The sequence below is a fragment of the Nocardia sp. NBC_01009 genome, from assembly GCF_045208035.1.
GTDB lineage: Bacteria > Actinomycetota > Actinomycetes > Mycobacteriales > Mycobacteriaceae > Nocardia.
Genome location: NZ_CP108695.1, coordinates 6,002,136 through 6,024,114 on the forward strand (window position 1 = coordinate 6,002,136; position 21,979 = coordinate 6,024,114).

Annotated in this window: 21 protein-coding genes and 2 pseudogenes; 8 read left to right on the forward strand and 15 right to left on the reverse strand. The window is 65.3% G+C overall.

Annotated features, from left to right (window positions below; genetic code table 11):
* Nucleotides 1-92 precede the first annotated feature (92 nt).
* Entirely contained in the window at nt 93-971 is an 879-nt protein-coding gene (locus OHA42_RS26885) for a sigma-70 family RNA polymerase sigma factor (protein WP_406230598.1), read from the forward strand.
* Between the two features lie 13 nt (nt 972-984).
* Here OHA42_RS26885 and OHA42_RS26890 read toward each other — a convergent pair whose 3' ends face one another.
* Nucleotides 985-1,335 (reverse strand): DoxX family protein, encoded by a 351-nt coding sequence (locus tag OHA42_RS26890; protein WP_406230599.1) that lies wholly within the window; start codon nt 1,333-1,335, stop codon nt 985-987.
* A 255-nt stretch (nt 1,336-1,590) separates the two neighbouring features.
* Nucleotides 1,591-2,351 (reverse strand): annotated as a pseudogene (locus OHA42_RS26895) (trans-aconitate 2-methyltransferase).
* A gap of 586 nt (nt 2,352-2,937) precedes the next feature.
* Between OHA42_RS26895 and OHA42_RS26900 the strand changes: the two are divergent.
* Together OHA42_RS26900 and OHA42_RS26905 are read left to right on the forward strand one after the other, a co-directional pair.
* Nucleotides 2,938-3,270 (forward strand): annotated as a pseudogene (locus tag OHA42_RS26900) (transglycosylase family protein); the annotation flags it as partial.
* A 151-nt stretch (nt 3,271-3,421) separates the two neighbouring features.
* Nucleotides 3,422-3,868: a nuclear transport factor 2 family protein gene (locus tag OHA42_RS26905; RefSeq protein WP_406230600.1), complete on the forward strand. Its 447-nt coding sequence runs from the start codon at nt 3,422-3,424 to the stop codon at nt 3,866-3,868.
* Between the two features lie 164 nt (nt 3,869-4,032).
* Here the strand turns inward: OHA42_RS26905 and OHA42_RS26910 are convergent, their stop codons facing one another.
* Nucleotides 4,033-4,368 (reverse strand): hypothetical protein, encoded by a 336-nt coding sequence (locus OHA42_RS26910; protein ID WP_406230601.1) that lies wholly within the window; start codon nt 4,366-4,368, stop codon nt 4,033-4,035.
* 410 nt (nt 4,369-4,778) lie between these two features.
* Between OHA42_RS26910 and OHA42_RS26915 the strand changes: the two genes are divergently transcribed.
* Both OHA42_RS26915 and OHA42_RS26920 read left to right on the forward strand, forming a co-directional pair.
* Nucleotides 4,779-6,029 carry a PucR family transcriptional regulator gene (locus OHA42_RS26915; RefSeq protein ID WP_406230602.1) on the forward strand — a complete coding sequence of 417 codons (1,251 nt, stop codon included), beginning with the start codon at nt 4,779-4,781 and terminating at the stop codon, nt 6,027-6,029.
* An 88-nt stretch (nt 6,030-6,117) separates the two neighbouring features.
* Entirely contained in the window at nt 6,118-7,512 is a 1,395-nt protein-coding gene (locus OHA42_RS26920) for a pyridoxal phosphate-dependent decarboxylase family protein (RefSeq protein ID WP_406230603.1), read from the forward strand.
* A 290-nt stretch (nt 7,513-7,802) separates the two neighbouring features.
* On the opposite strand, the gene OHA42_RS26925 is transcribed toward OHA42_RS26920, so the two are convergent.
* Nucleotides 7,803-9,056 (reverse strand): serine hydrolase, encoded by a 1,254-nt coding sequence (locus OHA42_RS26925; protein ID WP_406230604.1) that lies wholly within the window; start codon nt 9,054-9,056, stop codon nt 7,803-7,805.
* A gap of 193 nt (nt 9,057-9,249) precedes the next feature.
* Here OHA42_RS26925 and OHA42_RS26930 point away from each other — a divergent pair, with 193 nt between their 5' ends.
* Nucleotides 9,250-9,525 (forward strand): YggT family protein, encoded by a 276-nt coding sequence (locus OHA42_RS26930; RefSeq protein WP_406230605.1) that lies wholly within the window; start codon nt 9,250-9,252, stop codon nt 9,523-9,525.
* A gap of 209 nt (nt 9,526-9,734) precedes the next feature.
* Nucleotides 9,735-10,847: a CHAP domain-containing protein gene (locus tag OHA42_RS26935; RefSeq protein WP_406230606.1), complete on the forward strand. Its 1,113-nt coding sequence runs from the start codon at nt 9,735-9,737 to the stop codon at nt 10,845-10,847.
* A gap of 423 nt (nt 10,848-11,270) precedes the next feature.
* Here the strand turns inward: OHA42_RS26935 and OHA42_RS26940 are convergent, their stop codons facing one another.
* Entirely contained in the window at nt 11,271-11,744 is a 474-nt protein-coding gene (locus OHA42_RS26940; RefSeq protein WP_406230607.1) for a hypothetical protein, read from the reverse strand.
* Nucleotides 11,745-11,967: 223 nt separating this feature from the next.
* On the opposite strand from OHA42_RS26940, the gene OHA42_RS26945 reads away from it, so the two are divergent.
* Nucleotides 11,968-12,921 (forward strand): GlxA family transcriptional regulator, encoded by a 954-nt coding sequence (locus OHA42_RS26945; protein ID WP_406230608.1) that lies wholly within the window; start codon nt 11,968-11,970, stop codon nt 12,919-12,921.
* 4 nt (nt 12,922-12,925) lie between these two features.
* On the opposite strand, the gene OHA42_RS26950 is transcribed toward OHA42_RS26945, so the two are convergent.
* The 10 genes from OHA42_RS26950 to OHA42_RS26995 form a co-directional block, all read right to left on the reverse strand.
* Nucleotides 12,926-13,687: a DUF6390 family protein gene (locus OHA42_RS26950; protein ID WP_406239630.1), complete on the reverse strand. Its 762-nt coding sequence runs from the start codon at nt 13,685-13,687 to the stop codon at nt 12,926-12,928.
* The gene (locus OHA42_RS26955; RefSeq protein WP_406230609.1) at nt 13,687-14,754 is read right to left on the reverse strand and encodes a HoxN/HupN/NixA family nickel/cobalt transporter; all 1,068 of its coding nucleotides are present in this window, start codon (nt 14,752-14,754) and stop codon (nt 13,687-13,689) included. The genes OHA42_RS26950 and OHA42_RS26955 overlap by 1 nt, the downstream gene beginning before the upstream one ends.
* A gap of 95 nt (nt 14,755-14,849) precedes the next feature.
* Nucleotides 14,850-15,935: a hydrogenase expression/formation protein HypE gene (hypE, locus tag OHA42_RS26960; protein WP_328401916.1), complete on the reverse strand. Its 1,086-nt coding sequence runs from the start codon at nt 15,933-15,935 to the stop codon at nt 14,850-14,852.
* Entirely contained in the window at nt 15,928-17,040 is a 1,113-nt protein-coding gene (gene hypD / locus OHA42_RS26965) for a hydrogenase formation protein HypD (RefSeq protein WP_406230610.1), read from the reverse strand. Before hypD ends, hypE begins: the two co-directional genes overlap by 8 nt.
* The gene (locus tag OHA42_RS26970; protein ID WP_328401920.1) at nt 17,037-17,378 is read right to left on the reverse strand and encodes a HypC/HybG/HupF family hydrogenase formation chaperone; all 342 of its coding nucleotides are present in this window, start codon (nt 17,376-17,378) and stop codon (nt 17,037-17,039) included. Before OHA42_RS26970 ends, hypD begins: the two co-directional genes overlap by 4 nt.
* Before the next feature lie 18 nt (nt 17,379-17,396).
* Complete coding sequence (gene hypF / locus OHA42_RS26975; RefSeq protein WP_406230611.1) at nt 17,397-19,727, reverse strand: carbamoyltransferase HypF; 2,331 nt, start codon at nt 19,725-19,727, stop codon at nt 17,397-17,399.
* Nucleotides 19,724-19,966 (reverse strand): HypC/HybG/HupF family hydrogenase formation chaperone, encoded by a 243-nt coding sequence (locus OHA42_RS26980; protein ID WP_406230612.1) that lies wholly within the window; start codon nt 19,964-19,966, stop codon nt 19,724-19,726. Before OHA42_RS26980 ends, hypF begins: the two co-directional genes overlap by 4 nt.
* A gap of 3 nt (nt 19,967-19,969) precedes the next feature.
* On the reverse strand, nt 19,970-20,431 hold the full coding sequence (locus OHA42_RS26985; protein ID WP_406239632.1) for a hydrogenase maturation protease: 462 nt from the start codon (nt 20,429-20,431) through the stop codon (nt 19,970-19,972).
* 46 nt (nt 20,432-20,477) lie between these two features.
* Nucleotides 20,478-20,597 carry a DUF6893 family small protein gene (locus OHA42_RS26990; RefSeq protein WP_406230613.1) on the reverse strand — a complete coding sequence of 40 codons (120 nt, stop codon included), beginning with the start codon at nt 20,595-20,597 and terminating at the stop codon, nt 20,478-20,480.
* The gene (locus OHA42_RS26995; RefSeq protein ID WP_406239634.1) at nt 20,579-21,979 is read right to left on the reverse strand and encodes a hypothetical protein; all 1,401 of its coding nucleotides are present in this window, start codon (nt 21,977-21,979) and stop codon (nt 20,579-20,581) included. The genes OHA42_RS26990 and OHA42_RS26995 overlap by 19 nt, the downstream gene beginning before the upstream one ends.

Here is a 21,979-nt window from a genome sequence, read left to right on the forward strand (position 1 = left end):
GTGATGGGCGCGCGAAGCGCCGCACCCGCGGTCACTCGGGCGGTGTTGAGTTCGTCATCCAGATGACGGATGGCGGCGAGGAAAGGTGACCGATGCACGCACAGGATTTGTTGGCGCGCCGATTCGAAACGCATCGCGGCCACCTGCGGTCGGTTGCCTATCGGATGCTCGGGTCTTCGAGCGAAGCCGAAGATGCGGTTCAGGAGGCATGGTTGCGGCTGGCGTTGTCCGACACCGGCGATGTGGAGAATTTGGCGGGCTGGCTGACGACGGTCGTCTCACGGATCTGCCTGGACATGCTGCGATCGCGAGCCGCGCGGCGCGAAGACCCCATGGACTCCATCGCCGATCACGGCGACACGGCCTACGACAGCGACCCGGAACACGAAGCCGTGCTTATTGATTCGGTGGGGCGCGCGCTGCTGGTGGTGCTGGACACCCTTGGCCCCGACGAGCGGGTGGCGTTCGTGTTGCACGACATGTTCGCGGTGCCGTTCGATCAGATCGCGCCGATCGTGGGGCGCTCGACTGCCACCACCAAGAAACTCGCGAGCCGGGCCCGATCGCGCGCACGCGGTGACGCGACCGCGTCCAGCGCCGAACTCGCCGAGCAGCGCCATGTCGTCGAGGCGTTCCTCGCCGCCGCACGCAGTGGTGACCTCGGTGCTTTGCTGGCGGTATTGGCACCGGAGGTGGTGCGCACGGCCGATCCGGCCACGCTGCCCGCCGGAATGTCCTTGGCTGCCCGTGGCGCGGATGCCGTGGCGAAAGAGACTCTGATGCTTCGCAGGCGCTCGCAGGTCGCCGCCCTTGCCCTGGTCAACGACGCAGTCGGCATCATCGTGGCGCCGCGCGGTCGGCTGTTGCTCGCGCTCACGGTCACCGTCGAAGGCGATCGGATCGCGGCCTACGAGGTGTACGCCGATCCGGCTCGCCTGCGGCAGCTCGAGCTGGCCGTGCTTCCTGACTGACCGTCGAACCGGTTCACGCAGTGGCGATACGCAGCACAAGCGCGACGATCGACAGGATCAGAATGGCCGCGGGCACGGGCATGCCTTTCCAGTCCTTCGACTTCACGTGGAAGCCGATACCGCCGAGAAAGTAGAGAATCAGCCCGACCGCGGCAGCAATCCCGACCGGCGCGAACCACAGGCCGATGAGCAGACCCGCCGCACCGGCGAGCAGCAGTGCGGCCAACGGATTCAGCCAGCTCTCCGGCACCCCGATGGCGGCATACCCCTCGACGAACTGAGGGCGCCGAGTGATCTTGAAGAACGCCGACATGGACAACATGACGGCAAGCAATACAGAAACAATGACGGTCGCAACGAACATAATGCGTCTCCTCGAATGTCACTCCCGGTGACTGCGTTCAATGTAGATCGTCGCGACGATCTACGGAACACGTGCGTCGCGAACATACGTCGGTCCGTCGTCATGTATTCCCCGGGCATTACAGATCTTCAGGCCACGTGACATCGCCACCGATAGGGTGTTGGCCTCCATGTGCGCGACGTGTCCATCGGCAGCCCTATGACCAATAGGCGGCGGCAAGCCACGGAATGCCTCCGCCGCCATACGGTCCGGTGCCTACCCGGTCTTACGGCCGACGACGAACACTCGGCGGAAAGGCAGCCAGGTGGTGCCGTCGGTGTGACGCGGGTATTCCGCCCGCAGGAGTGGGGCGAGTTGTGTGGTGAATTCTTGCCAGTCGGTGTCGTCGAGCACATCGCGAACGGGACGTAGGGCAGTTCCGGTGAGCCATTCCAGTACGGGGTCTTCACCCTCCAGGCGCTGGAGGTAGGTGGTCTCCCATGCGTCCACCTGACAACGTGTGAGTAGTCGGGCGTATCCATCTGGGTCGAGCACCGCTCCGGTTCGAGGATGCCCGACGGGGCAAGTTCCGCACGCCACTGATCCCGGGACGCCAGTTCGCGGATTGTTCGGTGGGACGGCGCGTCGAAGTTGCCGGGAACTTGGAAGGCCAGCCAGGCTCCCGAAGGCATGCGGTCGACCCATCGAGGCAGCAGGGTGGTGTGGGTCGGCACCCATTGCAGCACGGCATTGCAGATCACGACGTCGGTATCAGGGGCAGGGTGCCACTCCTCGACGGCGCCGAGGGTGGCGTCGACACCACGATCTCGTGCGGCAGCGACCATGTCGGGTGAGGAGTCGGATGCCTCGATGACCGCTCCCGGCCAGCGCTGGGCAAGTGCGAGGGTCAGATGGCCCGGCCCGCATCCGAGATCAACTACCCGGCGCGGCTGTTCGGCGGCCACGCGGTTCAGCAGATCGAAGAACGCGCGTGAACGGTGGTCGTCGAACGCAAGGTACTTCTCGGGATCCCACATCGGCCCTCCAAAGTCATTGGATTGCGTCAAACCGTACGGACGTACCGTAAAGCACGGCGAGCACTACGGCCAGCAGCTTCCACGGGAACCCCGTCAGATCAGCGCTCGTCGACGACGCCTACCCCGACAGGATCGCCCCAAAGACAGGCCGATCGATGCCCGACCAGGCGTTCACACTCGGCGTCGAACGGTTCCACCGGCGTCCGCATCGCGGTTCGAGAAGCTCGAGAGGTTCGAGACCGCGCGACCGAACACCGATCGACGCGACCCGAATCACTATTTCATAGTGATCCCAAACACATCACGTAACAATAACTGAAAATTGTAATATTACATTTTCCCAGCGCTATCCAGGAAAACGAGGACACTCTCTCGATAGAGTTCAGGCAATTCGGACGTTATCTCGACGTGATCCTCCGCGACTTCTCGGTTAACGTCGCTGGCGGCCCGGATCAACATCCGGTTCTGACTCGAATCGCCGAACACCGGCAACCCTGCCCCACGGTTCGAGGATCCCCGACATCCCTGGGGGCAGGGACTCGTGTGCAGCTTCCACGGGCCGGTAGGGCGCAGGCAGGGAATCCATATGTTCAAGAACCGTAAGTTCACCACCCGCGCGCTTGGCACCACCGCCGTCATCGGCGCACTCGTTGCCGTCCCGTTCAGTGTCGCCACCGCCACCGCGTCGGCCGCAGGCCACAACTGGGACGGCGTCGCGCAGTGCGAGAGCGGCGGCAACTGGGGCACCGAGACCGGAAACGGCTTCTCCGGCGGCCTGCAGTTCACCCAGAGCACCTGGGAGGCCAACGGCGGCTCCGGCAGCCCGAGCAGCGCCAGCCGCTCCGAGCAGATCCGCGTCGCGGAGAACGTGCTCGCCACCCAGGGCCCCGGCGCATGGCCGGTGTGCGGCGCCTACCTGTAAGGCCGCAACCCCCGTTCGACCAGCACGGCCCTGTCACGCGGATTCCGCCGACAGGGCCGTTCTGCGTCACCAGCCGGAACGCGCTCTTGCTTACTTGCTCCGACACTGATGGCATTACTGAAACCTGTGTCAGTTCAAGGAGGCGCGCATGCTGTCGTTGCAGGAGATTTCCGATCGCCTGGAGATCCAGGATCTGATGGTCCGCTACTCGCACGCGGTCGACACTCGGCAGTGGGACCTGCTCGACGACGTCTTCACCGCGGACGCGCACATCGACTACTCGGCAATGGGCGGTGCGATCGGCGACCTTACGTCGACGAAAGCCTTTCTCGCCCAGGTGCTCCCGAACTTCCCGGCATTCCAGCATTTGGTCGGCAATTCGTCGATCACCGTCCACGGCGACACCGCGACCGGCCGCACGATGTGCCACAACCCGATGCTTGTCGCGAACGGCGACGGACAGCAGAGCGTCATGTTCTGCGGTCTGTGGTACCTCGACACCTTCGTCCGCATCGACGGCCGATGGCGCATCAAGCAGCGCGTCGAGGAGAGGAGCTACATGTATCTCACGCCTGCGACGCCGAGCATGGGCTGAATTGCCAAGGGCATCGACGCAAGCGGCAACAGCGCTACCGAGCTGGCGCTGCCCCGCCTGGTTAGAGCGAACCGGCGGGGCAGCTGCGCTCATTCAACGGGTCGGTCCTGAGATCAGAGCGCGGATTTGTTGAGAGTTTCCTGAGAACGCCTGCGCGGCATCGCCTATTGCGCATAGGCCCGCGTCACCGCGGAGGTCAACATATCGACGACTCCGCCGGCGCCGGGGTCGACCCCGCTTTCCCAGGTGCACGTCACCGGCTCCTCAACCGGACCAGCCTGGGCCAGAGCGGTTTTCACGCTGTCACGCACGGCGTCGTGCACCGCTTCGATGGGGATTCCCGCCGCGGCGCAACGGGCGGCGGCGTGCTCGAACCATGACATCGCCATCGAACCCGAGGCCTCGGCCGCATCCACGAGGACGAGTGCGAGCTCGAAGCCTGCCTTGAGCATCGCGTCGGGGCCGGTCGCCCAGGCCTCGTCGTGTGGGCGCATCGTCATGGGACTCCCTCCGCGTAACGCCCTTATCGGATTCCGACGCTACGGGCTGACGTACCGGCCTTCGAGCTGACGGGCCCGTTTCGGCGATTGGACGAACTCGGGTGCGGATTGATTGTGAAAGATCCCTATGCGGCCCGAGCCGACGCGAAACGCTGCCGCCTTGCGGCGGTTGTGATCCTTCATATCGAGGCAGCTCGCCACCGTCGCAGCGGCGCGGCCTAAAGACTCGGACAATCGACCAGTTCGGCAGGATGTAGACAATCTTCCACATTCTCGCACTGTGAACCCTCACAGGCATGGCCTCGCCAGGTTCGGAACATGCCCGGAACCGACGACGGCCCCCTTGTTCTGCGAGGTCGCCGCGTTACCGTGGGTGCTTCGCCACGGTGCGACGCCGGAAGGGAGTCACGATGACCGTCACCAGTTCGGATCGACCGGATCTGACCGTATCGGGCAGGCCGGTGACGTCCTCACTGCAGGATGTCCGGGCATTGTCACAGCAGATGGTCGGGCACTTCGTCGAGAACGTCGTCCCATGCCGGACGCTGCCGGGCGAGGCGCTCAACGGCGACATCACCACTGTCACCCGGGTCTGCCTGGAGTTGGCTGTGAGCATGTTCGACGGCACCGATATTCCGGAGAAGACCCAGCAGCTGCAGAAGGTCGCCGCAGGGTGGGCCCGCGAGGGCATCCCGATTGACACGATCCACCATGCCGTGCACGAGGGTTTCAAGCTCGGTTTCGATCTCATCCTGGCCAATGCAACCGCCGACGACTTCGACAATCTCAAGCAGATCAGCCGGCGATTGCTCGAAATCCTCGACACCATTACCTCGACCGTCTCGCAAGCCTATGTCCGGGAGCTGCGGGCGGTGGTCAGTGAGCACCACACCGCCGCGCACACTCTCACCTCGGCACTGCTCGGCGGCCACCCCACCTCCACCATGGCGCGCGAATGCGGGATCGAGATCGCCGAATCGTATTCCGTTCTCGCCGTGTCGATTCCGCAACACCCCGAGGAATGCAATCCCAGGGTCGACAGCACCGTGGTCGCCCGGCGCAAGTTGCGCCGCGTACAGGCCGAGCTCGCGACTCGATGTGGCGAGGGCGTGCTGTCACTATTGAGCGTCGACGGCGGCACCATCCTGCTTCCCGCCGCACTATTCGAGGACGACACCCTCGACTCGCTCGTCGACCAACTCTCCCACGCCGCGCAGGTCCCGATCACCGCCGCGGTCATGCCCGCGACCCCGGCCCTGGTGCCCGCCGCAGCCGATCAAGCCCACGAACTGCTCGACATGGTGGCCCGACTGCACTGCGTCCACGGCCTGTATCGCTTCGACGATCTCGCCCTGGAATACCAGCTCACTCGGCCGGGCCCCGGCCTCGACCACCTACGCACTCTGCTCGACCCGCTCGACGAACACCCCGAACTGCTCGAAACCCTGCAACGCCATATCAGCAACAACCTCAATCGGCAGCGCACCGGACGTGCCCTGCACGTGCACACCAACACGGTCGACTATCGACTCAAGCGCATCGGTCAGCTCACCGGCTTCGACCCCGCCCAAGCCTCCGGCGTCTGGTACCTCAGATCCGCGCTGATCGCCCGCAGCTACAAGCAACCGAGGCCAGGGGGCCCACAGCGCGAAGCGAGCTAGGCCACCAGCAAAGTCCAGCGCCCGGAGGTCCAGTTCCTTCCGACTGGACCAGGACAAGTCGGGTGGCGCGCTCGTAACGTCTGCAGATGTGGACCAGAAACTTGCCGACGATCTCGCAGAACTACCCGCGCTGCTCGAAATAGTCCGCCATGCTGCCGAACAGGTGTTGACCGGAATCGCCGAACGTCCGGTGGCGCTGCCGCAGGATCCGGTTCCGGCGGCACCCCTGCCGGAACGGGGATTCGGTCTGCGCCAGGCGCTTTCGGAGTTCCAGCACCGTTGGGAACCGAACTTCTCCGGTAGCGCGGGCCCGCGCTACCTCGGCTTCGTCACCGGTGGCGCGACGCCTGCGTCGATCGCAGGTGACTGGCTGACCAGCACATTCGACCAGAATGTTATGTCCGGCGGTGATTCCACGGCGATCGATCTGGAGCAGGAGACCGTCGGCTGGATCGGGCAGCTCTTCGGCTTGACGCAGCACACCGGCGCATTCGTGAGCGGAGCGACCACCTCGAACCTGGTCGGGTTGGCAATCGCGCGGGAATGGCTCGGCGAACAACTCGGGGTTTCCGTGGCCACGACCGGGGTCGGCGCGCTCGGGCCCGTTCATGTGTTGTCCGGGTCGCCGCACTCGAGCGTCACCAAGTCGTTGTCGATGCTCGGCATCGGCCGCGACCGGCTCCAGCGGATACCCACGCTGCCGGATCGGGAAGCCGTCGATGTGGACCAACTTGCCGCGGCACTCGCCGCATTGGACGGTCGACCCGCCATCGTGGTCGCCAACGCCGGAACCGTGAATACCGTCGACTTCGACGATCTGCGTGCCATTGCGGCATTGCGCGAACGGTTTCCTTTTTGGCTGCACGTCGATGGCGCTTTCGGAGCGTTCGCCGCGCTTTCGCCGCAGCATGCGCATCTGGTCGACGGTCTCGCCGAGGCCGATTCGGTGTGCGTCGATCTACACAAATGGCTCAACGTGCCCTACGACGCCGCGGTCCAGTTCACCCGGCGCCGGGACCTGCAGGCCAGGGCCTTCCAGAACTCCGGCGCCGCCTACCTCGGCGCACCGACCGAAGAACCGGGATTCGGGGATCTGGTACCGGAGAACTCGCGGCGACTGCGTGCGCTCCCCGCATGGTTCACCCTGTCGGCCTACGGCCGCGACGGACACCGAGAGATCGTGCAGCGCAACATTTCCTGCGCAGGCCGCCTCGGCGATCAGCTCGCCGCGACCGGCGTGATCCGGCTGCTCGCCCCGGTCCGTCTCAACGTCGTCTGCTTCACTCTCGCCGACCAGCCCACCACCGAACGGGTGCACGCACTGGGCGAGGCGATTGCCGCGAGCGGGAAAGCGTTCGTCACCCCGACGGTCTACGACGGGCAACCTGGCCTGCGCGCCGCCGTGAGCAATTGGCGCACCACCGACTCCGACATAGACCGGGTGTGCGATGCCATCACCGCCGCCACCCGCGGGCTCCCCTAGATTCTGCGGTTCTGCCGGCGGCCCCACCTTGTGGCGGGGCCGCCGCAGCCGAACCAATCGGTGCCCGAGTCGATGCTCACACCCCGATCTCGAGAAGCAGGTTGCCACATCCGAACCGCTTCGTCGACTCGGGAAGCATCGATGCGTTCGTGCAAGCGCCCATGCTGTTGTGCGTTCGCAAGAGTGCGCGCCGACCAGGCAGATCGCGGCCGAACCGCATGCATCGATAACGAAATGGCATCGAGCATGGCCCGTTGTTTCCGAACCGTTCCCGAATGGAAGGAATCCGATCAGAGGCTGAACACGCGGTCAGCGGTGTCCAGACGACCGATGGTGCGGGAGATCTGCGCGCACAGCTGCCACGGCCGCTTGGCATCGGTGGTCGCCTTGCCACTGGTCAGAATCGCCCCGGACAGCCCGCGGGCCGGATCGGCCCAACCGTACTGGGTCGTCAATCCGCTACGCCCGAAATGAGATTCAGTGTTGCGGCCGAACTTCGACCGCCGCCCGCCCAGTTCGAAGCCCGCTCGACTCACCGCACCGGCCAGACCCGGCATCCGATTCGCCGGTTGCACCGCCTGCCGCAACGTATCCGGTTCGATGATCCTGATGCCATCCAGTTCGCCACCGCGCGTGAGGATTTCATAGAACCGCGATAGCTCGTACGCCGTGGTGACGAGATTGCCCGAGGGAAGCTCCGCGGTGAGGAGGGCACGCGTCGCGGCATCGGACACCCGACCGTCCATCCGGCCACCGAGCGCTTTGCGCGCCAGGAAGGTCGACATGCGAGACGCCCGGGGCCCGGTCTTCACGCTGGGGACCACCTTGTCGACATCCTCGGGGGCCACACCGAAATTCGTCCACCGGAACCCGAGCGGGTCGAGCACCTGCTCGGCCAGATGCTCACGCATCCGTTTTCCTGTCGCCCGCTGGACCAGCAGCCGTTGGATGAGCCCACTGGTCAGCGCGTGATATACCCGGAACCGGCCCGGCGGCCAGCTCGGGACGAGATCGGCCAGCCCCCGCACCGCGAGCTCCTCATCGACCACCAACTCCATGCCTTTGTACGGCGGCGTGACGAAGGGGACACCCGCCGAATGAGACATGACGTCACCGATGGTGATGGCCGCCTTGCCGTTGGCGGCGAACTCCGGAATGTACTGGCACACTGGATCATTCAGCGCGAACGCGCCCTGCTCGATGAGCATGAACATCAGTGCCGCCGACACACCCTTCGCGGTGGAGAACCCGCAGAACGGCGTTTCCGGCGTGACGAGCACTTTCGCCGCGCCGGGCCCATCGGCGGGCGCGTTCCCCCAACCGTGGCCGATGGCCCGGTTCAACACGATCTTCTCGTTGCGTCGCAGACACACTTGGATCGCGGGAGTGGTTCCCAGTCGGTACCACCCCCGCACCGACTCCCACAGCGACTCGACCTCACCACGAGTCAGACCGGCGTCGGCCGGATCGTCCTCGTTCCCGACCGTCGTCACCGATTCCATATCCTCGGCGACCATCACCAACGAGCCAGACGATGTACTCATCCACCCACCATAGGTGGGCTGGAGACATCGACCGCTGTGGGCCGGAGACCGCGAAACGATCAACACTCGCAGGCAATCTGTTCTTATTGACCTGATAGTCCGCTGAGAACACGACGAACGTGGCACTTTGGACCTGATCGGTTGCGTTGACACCGGCAAGACGGTCACAACGTCCATTGCGAAGGAGTTCGGCATGACCCTCATCGGAACCCTGGTCGGATATGCCCTGACGGTGTTCGTTCTCCTTCTGCTTGCGCGAGTGGTGCTGGACTGGGTTGGGATGGTTGCCGACGCGCCGCCGTGGACGAACCGAGCCCGCGCCCTGACCCATACCTGGACCGAGCCGGTGATCGCACCGGTGCGACGGGTACTGCGACCAGTGCGAGCAGGCGGGCTGTCGATCGACCTGGCTTTCACCGCAGTGTTCATCGTCATGCTGATCCTCCGCACGATCGCCTTCAGTTTGTAGCCGAGACCGAGTTCCTGGAGGGTCCGTTACCCAGGCGAAGGAGCGTCGAGCACCGACCCTTACCAATGTCGGGAATGCCCGATAATCGAGGCCATTGGATGAGTCGGCCACCTGCGGCCGGAGGGTTGTGACCGAGTGAGGTAACGGATGTCGCTGTTCGTGGGCCAGCGGGCCGTGCCCGCCCAGTTTGCCGACAGTCGGGTGCCTCGATGAGCCCGACCCTGGGCGAGTTGGTCGCCGACGTCGACCTGCCCAAAGACGGGCCCGGCTGGACTGCCGAGCTGAAAGCGAAGGTCGCCGCGGCCGACGACAATTTCAAGGCCACCGTCCTCACGCTGGCGAGAGGCGAACCAGGCCAGCAGCCAGATCTTCTCGGCCGATTCCGCAAGGAGAAGGTGAACGAGAACGACAACTCCGCGGAAAACACACCCCAGTCCGAATCTGAGGCGGGCTACAAATCGAAAGTCGACAAAGTCAACGCGATCAAGGATGAGTTGCGTGGGCAGAATGCGAAAGTCGACATGTCCTCACACGCAACCCTCAGCGCGTCGAACTCGACATACAAAGCTGTCATGGAGAAAATCAACGCGCTCGAGAAGGTGCTCGCCGCTGCACCGGGGCCGAGCGAAGGCAAGATCTACATATCCCCCGCCACGGAAACGGCATTGCTGGACGCCGTAAAGGGAACCGTCGAAGCGGTATACGACGAGGTCGCGAAGGCCACCGACGATATAGAGGCGGAGGCTAACCGCATTCGCAACTCGACTCCCACTTACGGCGCCCCCGCCTATCCCTCCTTCGGCGGCGGGCGCCCGACCGCGCTGCCCATACCGCACAGCAAGGGCGAGTACGTGGCCGCCACGCCAAGGGATAAGGTCGACGTGGCAATCAAAAAAGCGTGGGACGAGCTCGCCAGGGGCGTCAGCGAAACGAATGGCAACAACCATGTCGACGCGCCGTACAACATCGACGACGCGTGGTGCGCGTCTTTCGCCACCTGGGCGTGGAAGGACGCAGGCATCGACCCGCACTGGAACAACAAGAACTACGTGCCTGCCATCTGGGCCGATGCCGGGAGCGGCGAAAACGGCACACACCGAGGCCTCATATCGAGCGCCGGCGCGGGTGACCTCCTCATCTGGGGCGACCAAGGCCACATCGGCCTAGTGGTCGCCCGGAACGGCAACATGATCACCACGATCGAAGGCAACTCCGGTGACCAGGTATCCGAACACACCTACGACATCACCAAGGGGGGCTTCGCGGGTGTCGTCCATCCGCCCGCCGGCTCCAGGTCTCCAAGCGTGGGAAGTCTGCCCTAAACCCGAGTTCGATTCCCCGGCTACGGTCCTCGCACGTCGTCTTCACTGAGGCGGCCGCGACGCTGAGTCCCGTGGATCGAGCCCGCCGACATGCGGCGAACCCGCCCATTGACGTCGCTTCACCTACCAGGACCCGCGATCTCAGCGCGGATCCCCCGAAAAGAAGAGTGAGCAATGGACATTCAAGGAATCCTGGGTCTGATCCTCGGTGCGGGCAGCAGTGTGCTCAGCCTCGGTAGCAGCTTCATTCGCTAAGGCTCCGACTACAGGCAGGCAAACGCTCACCTGGCGAATGCACGCCGCTGCGGAAGACCGGGCGCTCGCGCGAGCGTCCGGTTCGCCAATCCGCAAGGCATCCGCCGATAACAAATATGATTGCCATACAGCAATATTCGACTGACCCGAAGCAGCTGCGATCACAGGTTACGCCCCGGTTGTAGACCCGGGACGAATGATCATCAGGACCGTCACAGCCGCCCACAGCAGGTTGAATGTTCCGGTGTACATCGCCAATTGACTGATCATGGCGCGCGCCGGCGCAGTGGGATGCGACATCCCGGTGAGTCCGGTGAGTATCTTTGCCTGGTCAGGAAGCACCATCAGCGCAAGGACCCCCGCCGCAGCGGCGGTCAGGGCAATCGAGATCATCAACCACGTGTCCCCCAGCACGCCGAGGCTAATCGCAGTGGCGATTCCGAACACCGGGACGACGATCCCGACGGCCGCGTACACCCGGCAGATGCGATGCAAGGTCCGCAACACCACAACGGGTTGTCCAGCAACGGGTTCTGCTGCGGCGCGGCGGGCGAAGGCGGGGAACATGCTGGCGGCGACGGTGACCGGTCCGACCGCGATGATCGCGGCGAGGACGTGGACCGAGAGCAGGAACTCGGTCACGACGCGACGACCCCTGACGACACGAATCCTGCGGACACAAGCATGGGCATTCGTTCCTCTCCGTTGGCGCTTCCCGCCGACGGTAGCCAGTGCGCGCGATCATCGAAATCGGCTGGATTGCCATATCCCAACGGATTCTCGCCAACATGCTGAACTCCTTCTTTCAGCCTGGCCCCAGGCCGGAATGCTTGGCAGGAATTGTGGTCAGGCCTAGTTTGTAGCCATGCATACCGTCGCCGTCCTGGCGCTGGACAAGGTGATCCCCTTCGACCTGTCCACACCGATCGAGGTGTTCACCCGCATCCGGCTGCCCGACGGACTCACGCCCTACCGGGTCCGCGTCTGCGGTGCGACGCAGACGGTCGACGCGGGCGCGTTCACTCTCCAGCCGCGCTACGGCATGGAAGCGCTGACCAGCGCCGACACGATCATCCTGCCGGGCTGCTCCGACCCGACCGCCCCGATACCGCCCGAGGTCATCGACGCGCTGAAACTGGCGGCGCACAACGGAACCCGCATCGCCTCGATCTGCTCGGGCGCGTTCATTCTCGCCGCCACCGGGCTGCTCGACGGACATCGCGCTACCACACATTGGCTCGCCGCCGAAGAACTCGCCGCACGCTATCCGCTGATCGAGGTCGATCCGAATGTGCTCTACGTGGACAACGGCCACATCCTGACCTCTGCGGGTGCCTCGGCCGGAATCGACCTGTGTCTGCACCTGATTCGCCGCGATCACGGCTCCGCGGTGGCCGCCGACGCGGCACGTCTGTCGGTCATGCCGCTGGAACGTGAAGGCGGACAAGCCCAGTACATCGTCCGGGACAACCCGCCCGCACCGCGCGGCTCGGTTCTGGAGCCGGTGTTGCACTGGATAGAAGACAACGCGGCGCGGGAACTCACCCTCGACGACATCGCCCTCCGCGCAGGTATGAGCACCCGCACCCTCAATCGCCACTTCCGCGAACAGACCGGCACCACACCGTTGCAGTGGCTGCATCGCACGCGCATCCGCCATGCCCAGTATCTGTTGGAGACCACCACGCACCCGGTCGACCGGATCGCGGGCCAGGTCGGGTTCGGCTCGCCGACGGCCTTTCGTGACCGCTTCAAGCGCATAGTCGGCACCAGTCCGAACGCTTACCGGGCGGCGTTCCACAATGCCGAAAAGGCGTGATGGTTCAGGAGTTTTCCGTTGATGGTTTCCGCCGAGCGGACTCGGCGAGCCGAAGGTTGGTTACCTTCAGCTGGTGGGCGGTACTGGCCGCCAGGTCTCGAGCCTGTTCCGGGGTGAGGCGACCGCACAGGCGACCCCAGTGCACGCCGACCTCGTCGCCGACCTCGACGTCCGGCACCGAGCTGTATCCATCGGACCAGATGTCGGCGCGCAGTATCGACGGCGTGGACAGCTCGAGCGTCTGCCCGTTCCACACCAGTGTTCGACATCGCAAGGCGACGCCGGTTCGGTCACGGGAAACGACTGTTCCCCAATTGATCCGGCAATTGTCGAGGACGCTCACCGGATGCTCGTCCATCCCCCTGCCCAACAGTCGCGACCACGGGTACACACCGAACACATGGAAACAGTGGTTGCCGGCGGCTTCCTCGGCAAGTTCCGGGGTGAGGTGTGCCCAGTAGGCTCCTGCCACCGGACCGATCACCGAAAGCAGTTCGGTCATGAAGGCCCCTGCGTCGAGCTGAGCGCCGATTCCGCCACCATGCCAGTAGGATTCGACGAGGCGATGGTCCAGCGGATCGTCGATCCCGGTCAGCCGGGACATCACCTGCAGGTAGGGCCACACGCCGGAAAAGCGGGTGGCGACCGCCCGAATCTCGGCACCGGAGCCGCCGCGCAATGCCGCCGCCTCCGCAGGGCCGCAATAGCCGAGCCGGTTGGGCGCGTAGGTGTATCGCGCGAACATGTCCGTGCCACGTGCGTCCATCACCCCTGCGGCTTTCCGGCCGGGTCGGCCTGCCAGCGATGCTCGACATCGCCGATGCGCCACACCGCAAAGGCCGCGATCCAGGTGAGCGCGAACAGTCCGACGATGATGAAACCCATCGCACCGAGATCGAGGTTCCCGACCCAGGCCAGCGGGCCTGTGGTGACATCGAGCTTCTCGGTGAGAATCGAAATCACCTCCTGCGCACCGATCAGCAGGGCGACCGCCACCGACAGTCCCGTCACGACGATGTTGTAGTAGATCTTGCGGATCGGCCTGGCGAATGCCCAGCCGTAGGCAAAGTTCATGAAGGTCCCGTCCAAGGCGTCGAACAGCGACATACCCGCCGAAAAAAGCACGGGCAGAACCAGAATCGAGTACCAGGGCAGATCTGTCGCCGCGGTCCCGCCCGCGATCACCAGCAGACTCACCTCGGTGACCGTGTCGAAGCCGAGGCCGAAGAGCATCCCGACCGGATACATCTGCCACGGCGTGCGCACCGCACGCGTCATTGGTGCGAAGAGCCGATTCAGTGCGCCCCTGGATTCCAGTTGCGCTTCGAGCTGCGTCTCGTCGTAACTACCCCGGCGCATAGTGCGGAAGACGCGCCAGATCCCGATCAACGATACTGAATTCAGGAGCCCGATAAGGATCAGGAAGGTGCCCGAGACGCCGGTGCCGAACACGCCGGTCCACTGTTGCAGGTCGGAGTTCTCGTTCTGGATATTGGCGGCCAGCGCTTTCACACCCAGCGCGAGCAGCGCCACGAGAACGAACACGATCGTGGAATGCCCGAGCGAGAACCAGAATCCCACCGACAGCGGCTGCTGCTTGTCGGCCACCAGCTTTCGAGTGGTGTTGTCGATCGCGGCAATGTGGTCGGCATCGAAGGCGTGCCGCATGCCGAGGGTGTAGGCGGTGACCCCCAGCCCGACACCGAATACCGTGCCCTCTACAACATAGTTGTTCGGGACGACAAGGAAGAACAATGTGGCCCAGCCGACGATGTGCAGGGTGAGGATGGTGGCGACCATTCCGACAATGCCGACCCGTTGCCGAGATTCCATTCCGATCCATGCAGGCCGCAACGCCCTCGGATAGTTGGTGATCGACACGATGACGCGGACCTCGCTATCTCTCCAGCGGCGAATCACCGCCCCGCTCAACAAATCCGCGGCAGCTGCTCTCCGGCCGGCAGGGCAACCACCCTGGTTCCACCCAATGCGGTGCGCGCGACCACCATGCCCGGATGCTCCGCGACACACACCCCGATCGCCTCCGCCCGCGCGCCGAGCGGATGATCGCGCATCGCGGCCAGCACTCGATCCGCGTCCTGTGGTGCGACAAAGGCGATCAGCTTGCCCTCGTTGGCGACGTACATCGGGTCCAATCCGAGTAGGCCGCAAGCATCGCGCACCTCGGCGGGCACGGGAAGATTCCGTTCGTCCAGTGAGACACCGACTTTCGCCACGCTCGCAATCTCGTTGAGCGTCGCCGCCACACCACCGCGGGTGGGGTCGCGCAGCACATGCACATCCGCGCCGGTCGCGAGCATCGCCGCGACCAAACCGTTGAGCGGCGCGGTGTCACTGACCACGGTGGTCCCGAATTCGAGCCCTTCGCGACAGCTCATCACCGCAACCCCGTGCACACCGATGTCACCGCTGACGAGCACGACATCGCCCGGCGCGGCTCGCTGCGGACGGATGTCGACGCCCTCGTCGACGATGCCGATCCCCGCGGTATTGATGAAGATGCCGTCGCCGTGCCCGGCATCGACCACCTTGGTGTCACCGGTGACGAGCGTGACCCCGGCAGCGAGCGCCGCTGTGCCCAATGCCTTGGCGATGTGCGCGATATCGGCAAGCGCGGTGCCCTCCTCGAGGATGAACGCGGTCGAGAGCACCATCGGCCGCGCACCAGCCATCGCCAGGTCGTTGACGGTGCCGTTGACGGCGAGGTCGCCGATCGAACCGCCGGGAAACACCAGTGGCTTCACCACGAACGAATCCGTCGAGAAGGCCAGCCGAGCGCCGCCGAGCGTAATCACCGCGGAGTCGCCCATGCCTGCCTCGGCGGCGGACCCGAACGCGGGCAGGAACAGGTGCTCGATCAACTCGCCCGACATCGCGCCGCCACCGCCGTGCCCCATCACAATATTCGGTGAGTCCCGCAGGGGCATCGGGCACACCCAGCTCTCCATGTCGATCGTCGGAGCCGGCGAGGGCATTCCGATCTGGTCAGGCATGAGCCACCTCCGCGGGTTGATCGAGGCGCCGGTAGAGGTAGTAAGCCGCGCACGCGCCCTCCGACGACACCATGGTGGCGCCCAACGGGTTTCGCGGTGTGCACTCCTTGCCGAATGCGGCGCACTCGTGCGGTTTGATAAGACCCTGCAGCACCTCACCGGAGCGGCAGATCGACGATTCCGCGGTATGCAGGTCGCCCACCGAGAACCGCTGCTCGGCGTCGTAGTCGCGGTATCGCTCCGAGAGCCGCCACCCGCTCTGCGGTATCACCCCGATGCCACGCCAGGCACGGTCGGTGACGTCGAAGACATCCCCCAGCATCGCTTTCGCGGCGGTATTGCCCTGGGCCATCACCGCGCGGGGATAGGCGTTCTCCAACTCGTGTCTGCCTTCCTCGAGCTGAATCACGGTGCGGCGGATGCCCTCCAGGATGTCGAGCGGCTCGAAGCCGGTGACTACCATCGGGACCCGATACTTCTCGGCGAGCGGCGGATATTCCTCGGTGCCCATCACGCTGCACACGTGCCCGGCCGCGAGGAACCCCTGCACTCGGCAGCTCGGGGACTCCATGATCGCGGCGATCGCGGGGGGCACCAGCACATGCGAGACGAGCAGCGAGAAGTTCTCGATGCCGAGCCGCTTCGCCTGATAGACGGTCATGGCGTTGGCAGGCGCGGTCGTCTCGAATCCGATACCGAAGAACACCACCTGGCGATCCGGGTTCTCCCTGGCGATATTGAGCGCGTCCAGCGGCGAATAGACCACTCGGACGTCGCCGCCCTCGCTCTTGACGTGGAAGAGGTCCTTCTTGCTGCCGGGCACGCGCAGCATGTCACCGAACGAACAGAAGATCACACCGGGTCGTGCGGCGATAGCCAATGCCTTGTCGATCACCTCGAGCGGGGTCACACAGACCGGGCAGCCCGGTCCGTGGATCATCTCGATCTGATCGGGAAGCAGCTGGTCGATACCGTGCCGGATGATCGAATGGGTTTGGCCGCCGCAGACTTCCATAATGGCCCAGCGTTGTGTGGTGGCCCCGCGGATCTTGTCGAGCAGCTTCTTGGCCAGCTCCGGATTGCTGAACTCGTCGAGATACTTCATGGCGCCACCTCTGTGTCGTGTTGCGGCTTTGTTGGTTCGGCCTCTTCGGCCGTGGGGTCGGCGAGACCGGCTTGTCTGGCTGCCAGCGCGAACCCGTCGCCGAATTCCTCGTTCAGCACGCCGAGGTGCTCGAATTCGGCCAAGGTCCGCAGCGCGGACTCCTCGTCGAGACGCTGGATGGCGAAGCCGACGTGGACGACCACGTAGTCACCGACAGCCGCGTCCGGGATGTATTGCAGGCACACATCTTTGTGCACGCCGCCGAAGTCGACGACGGACATCAGCGTGCCGTCGCGCTCCTCGAGGCTGAGTACCTTTCCTGGGACTGCCAGGCACATCGTCGGCTCTCCTTTCGCTCAGCCCGCGCCCGCGGCGAGTATCTGCCCGAACGCGAGACCGCCATCATTCGGCGGCAGCCGACGATGACACAGGACGTGGAATCCGTTTCCCCGCAGCAATGTTCGCGACTGCGACAACAACAAGGCGTTCTGGAAGACCCCGCCCGACAGGGCGATGGTCGTCGATTCGCTCGCGTAGGCGAGCGCCAGTTCGAGGACAAGGCGCGCGACGGCCCGATGGAATCGCGCGCCGATCACAGCGGGTGCGACACCGCGCGTCGAGTCGGCGACCACGGCCGCGACTACCGGCGCCGAGTCGATCACAACGGGCTCGACGTCGTGATCCAGCGCGAACCGGTAGGTGTGTGGGCCGATGGCGTCGGCAGCGACGTCGCGGGACAAGCCTTCCAGTTCGATCGCGGCCTGCGCTTCATAATCGGCGACGTGCCGCACGCCGGCCAACGATGACACAGCGTCGAACAGCCGCCCCATGCTCGAGGTCGGCACACAGCCGAGGCCGGTCTCGAATTGATGAGACAGCACACCTTTTTCGTTTACCGGACATGCCGCGACCGACGCGATGGACGGCGACCACTCGATGCCCGCCGCTCGCAGGTGTGCCAGCGCCATCCGGTACGGCCGCTGCACACTCACATCGCCACCGGCCAGCGGCACGTATTTCAGGTGCGCGAGTCGCCGGAACCCCTTGTAGCCGGCGAGCAGCACCTCACCACCCCAGACTGCCCCGTCGGGACCGAACCCCGTCCCGTCGAAGGCAAGACCGACGACCGTCGCCGATTCGCCGAGCCCGTGCTCGCCCATCACCGCGGCGATGTGGGCGTGGTGGTGCTGGACCGTCCGGATGGGCCGGTCACCCGCATGCTGCCGCGCCCACGCGGTGGACCGGTAGAGCGGGTGCGCGTCGACCGCAAGCTGCGTCGGGCGGACGCCGGTGAGGTCCTCCAGATGCTGTTCGGCAGCGCCGAACGCGCGCAGGGTCGCCAGATCGTCCATATCACCGATGTGCTGGCTGAGCCACGCGTAGCGGCCGTCGGCCACCGCACAGGTGTTCTTGAGGTCGCCGCCCACCGCGACGGTGGGCGGCACGGGGACCGGTAGCGCCAACGGCATCGGCGCATAGCCACGCGATCGCCGGATCGGGAGTTCGATCCCGTCGACCAGCCGCACCACCGAGTCGTCGCAGGGTACGAGGATGCGACGGTTGTGCGAGAGCCAGCCGTCGGCGAGATCGCCGAGCCGCTCGCGCGCATCGGCGTCGTCGTAGCAGATCGGCTCGCCGCCGAGGTTGCCCGAGGTCATCACCAGGGCCTGCGGACCGGGTGGATCGCCGGGCAGACCGAACAGCAGCACGTGCAGCGGAGCGTAGGCGAGCATGATGCCGAGATCCGGGTTGCGCGGCGCGACGGATTCGGCAAGCACGCGGTCACCGCGGGCCAACAGCACGATCGGTCGTTGCGGACAGGTCAGCAGGGCGGCGCCGGTCTCCTGGACATGGACGATCGAGCGCGCCGCGGCCAGATCCTCGACCATGATGGCGAAAGGCTTGTCGCCGCGGCGCTTTCTCCTGCGCAACTCGGCAACAGCGGCCTCGTTCCCGGCATCGCAGGCGAGGTGGTAGCCGCCGATGCCCTTCACCGCGAGAATCCCACCCGTGCGCAGCAAGTCCCTTGCGGCGGTCAACGGGTCGCCGGGGTGGCAGCGCATATCTTCCGAGATCATCTGTGGCACAGCCGCATTCGGGTCCCTCGCAAAATAGTCGAGGGTTGGACCGCAGTCCGGGCACGCGATCGGCTGGGCGTGGAAACGCCGGTCGGCCGGGTCGGCGTATTCGCGAGCGCAGCGCTCGCACATCGCGAAGTCGGCCATCGAGGTTTGTGCGCGGTCATAAGGCAGACCGGCGATGATGGTGAACCGTGGACCGCAGTTGGTGCAGTTGATGAAGGGATGGCGGTAGCGGCGGTTCTGTGGATCACGCAGTTCGCGAGCACAGTCCGCGCACATCGCGACATCGGGCGAGGCCAGGGTGCGGCCGCCGCCGTCTCGGGTGGTGTCTGCAATGCGGAATCCGGTGCCACCGCGCACCGCGACAGCGACCTCGTGCACCGATTCGACTACGGCGAGCGGCGGGGGACGATGTCGAACCCGGCGCGTGAACTCGTCCAGATCCGCAGGCGCGCCTTCGACTTCGACGATCACACCGGAACTGTTGTTCGACACGCTGCCGGACAACGCCAGTTCGGCCGCTGTGGTGTAGACGAACGGACGGAATCCGACGCCCTGCACCACGCCGCGGACGATCAGCCGCCGCCGTGCTCGCGCGCCGGTCACGGCTCGCCACCGCTGCCGAGCAGGCGAAGTCCGTCCAACGCCTGCGCCGCGCCTGCCTCGTCGGTCTTCTCGATCACGAAGCCCATGTGAATGATCACCCAGTCGCCGGGTTGCGCCGGATCATCCTCGAGGAGACCGACATTCACCTTCCGCTTCTCGCCGGAGACATCCACCAGCGCGATCTGGTTGTGGTAGCCGTCGAGAATCTCGACGACCCGGCCCGGGATACCGAGGCACATCGTTCACACCTCCTGTCGTGTGCTCAGCAGGTCCGCGACGACGCGATCGACGGCGTCCACCGCCGCGTCCACCGCCGCGGCGACCGGCCCGGACAGGCCGATCCCCTCCGCAATGGACTCGACCTGACAGCCGACGACGACCGTCGGCGGCACCGTCCCGCCGAGCGCTCGCACACCCGCGAACACGGCATCCGGATTCATGGCATGGGCGTCGAGTGGCGCCGCGCTCGTAGGATCGGGCTCCGCGTGAAAGACCACGAGCGCACCCGGAGTGCCGCGATTCGGCACGGCGTCGATCAGCACCAGTGCGTCCCACTGGTCGAGCAGGTCGTAGGCGAGGTGCATGCCACGGATTCCGTAGTCGACCACGCGCACGGCACTCTCGGGATGCGGCGGCAACCGCCGCACCACCTCCGGTCCGAATCCGTCGTCGCCGAAGAAGATATTGCCGATCCCGGCGACCAGTACCTTGGCCGTCTGCTCGCTCCTTTCCCGGTGCGCTTCCTGTCGGCTACATGTGCCGAATCTTCAAATAGCGCTTGAGGTCCGGTATCGACCGGACACCGAGGTAGAGACCGCCCACTACTATCAGCGCGACCACTCCTGTCGCGATCAATCCCACCGTTTCCATGGCAGACCTTCCTTTCCGTTCTCCGGGCTGCTGAGTGGTTCGATTTCTTCCGGCGCGAAATACAGATAGCGGCCATACCATTCGTGCAGGTCGGCAGCTGGATCGTCCGCGATGACGACCCCGACATGGGCCTGACCGTCGACGTCTTCGTGCACCGAGGTGACACGCGCGAGCTTGCCGTCGAAGAACAGATCCTGGGCGTCCGCACGCCGTGCGGGATGCAGCCGGACCAGGCTGCCTCGGCTCACGCGAACACCCTGAACCGAGACCGCGTCCGATTCCGGCGCAACAGCGTTGTCCGCCAATGGATCCCACCAGTCGACGCCTTCGGGGATTTCCGGCACCAGCCGCGGTAGCGTAGCGCCCGATTCGATGGGGTCCAGTGGACCGAGATCCGGTCGCCCCAGGTGTGGGTCTCGCAGCACCCCGTGCAGTAGCTGCATCGCCTCCGGAGTCATGCCGTCACAGCGATCGATGATCTGGGCCGCGCGCGCATCGGTGGCGCGGGCCTGCGCTTTCTCTTCGTCGGTCATCGTCATCACGCGCAAGGTGAGGATCTCGTCGATCTCGGTGGAATCGAACAGCGGTCCCTCGCTCTGCTCGGCGATCTCGGGGTGGTCGTAGAGAATGATCGGGGAGATCAACAGCAGGCTGTCGTCATCGGGCGGGCCCGCCAGCACCGGAAAGCAGCGGTGCTGGTGGCAGCGTGCGATGGCGTCGGTCGCGTCCGAGGGCGCTTCGAGTAGCGAAATGAACCGCGCGCCATCGACTTCGGCGATGACGTGCGCTCCGATCAGTGAGCGCGCGATGGCATCGTCCTTATCGGTCGCGGCCGGGCCGACATTCCGGACCTCGACCGTGAGGCGCAGGTGGCCCTCATCGCGCCGCACCGACATCGCCAGCCGGCCTTCCACCGGCAGACGGGTGCGTACCAATCGGCCCGCCGCCCGGCCCTCGGCGTCGACGATCTCCTCCACATCGAAGCCACCGGGAATGTGCACCGGCTGTGTCGTGTCGGTGGCCGGAAGTGGGCCGAAGGTCATTTCACGCTCGACGGCTTCGTCCCACGTGATCCAGGATCGCGCGCCGACCACGAGTTCGTCGACCGAGTGACCGTCGGCATCCACCGCGAGGCGGTGTTGCAACTGCAGAAAGCGGACGGTCAGCGTGATCGATGCCGCGTCACCCGCGGTGAGCAGACATTGCGCCGACAGGCTCGACTCCTCGCCGAGACCTGCCTGCGCCGCGCCTTCGGGCCCCAGCACACCGAACTGCCAGCGAGATTGGTTCTTGCTGGAATTCGCCCGGTAGGGGTAGAGCAGATAGCCCTCGTAGAGCACAGCATCGGCGACCGCACGCGCCCGCGCTGCGCCGGGAGATAT